At 68.9% G+C, this 1029-nt stretch carries 1 protein-coding gene; it reads right to left on the bottom strand.

What is annotated here, in order from left to right; all coding sequences use genetic code 11:
• Nucleotides 1-1029 (bottom strand): AMP-binding protein (locus LO771_RS29990; RefSeq protein WP_230748310.1); only part of this gene is annotated, 1029 nt, incomplete at both ends.

Genomic DNA, 1029 nt, shown 5'->3' with positions numbered 1-1029 from the left:
CGGGCCAGAAGAACTCCCACACCGACACGTCGAAGCCGAAGGGGGTCTTCTGCAGCACCCGGTCACCCGGGCCCAGCCCGTACTCGCCCTGCATCCACGCGAGACGGTTCACCAGGCCCGCGTGCGGAACGACGACGCCCTTGGGACGGCCGGTGGAGCCGGAGGTGTAGATCACATAGGCCGGATGCGAGGGCTCCGATGGCGCCGTCCGGTCCGCGTCGGTGACATCGTCTCCGTCGAGCGATGCCATGTGAGCGGCTGTCTCCGGATCGTTGGTGACGACCAACGCACAGTCCGAACCGCTTCCGAACCGCTCATCCTGCTTCCGTGCCTGCTCCACCAGCTCGGTGGTGGTCAGGAGGATGGTCGGGCAGGCGTCGTCGAGCATGTAGGCGATGCGCTCGGCGGGCAGTTCCGGGTCGAGGGGCAGGTAGGCGGCGCCGCTCTTCAGGACCGCGAGCAGGGCTTCTACCATTCCGGTGGAGCGTGACATGAGCACGCCTACGCGGTCCTCGGGCCCGGCACCGTGCTCGGTCAGCAGCCGGGCCAGGCGGTTGGCGCGCTTGTTGAGTTCGGCGTACGACACCTCGGCGCCCTCGGCGTCGATGACGGCGATGGCGTCGGGGGTGCGGGCGGCCTGGGCCTGGAAGAGGTCCACGACGGTGCCGGCGGGGACCTCGTGTGCGGTGTCGTTCCAGGTGGTGAGGACCTGGTGGCGTTCGGTGGTGTCCATGACGTCGACGTGGTGCACGCGTACGTCCGGGTCGGCGACGACCGTCTGCAGTACCCGCACGAAGCGGGCACCGAGCGCCGCAGCGGTCGTCTCCTGGAAGAGGTCGGCGGCGTACGTGAGTGCGCCGTTCACGCCGTCGGCGGCGCCTTCCCTGTTGAAGGTTTCGGTCAGGTCGAGGGCGAGGTCGAACTTGGCCGGAGTGTCGCCGGTGGCGGCGAGTTCGATGTCCACGCCGTCGAGTTCGAGGACGGCCTGGGCGGTGTTCTGGAGGGTCAGCATGACCTGGAACAGGGGGT

Origin of the sequence: Streptacidiphilus sp. ASG 303 (genome assembly GCF_020991365.1) — a bacterium.
In the GTDB taxonomy this organism is placed as follows: domain Bacteria; phylum Actinomycetota; class Actinomycetes; order Streptomycetales; family Streptomycetaceae; genus Peterkaempfera.
This window is presented reverse-complemented; position numbering and strand designations above follow the sequence as displayed.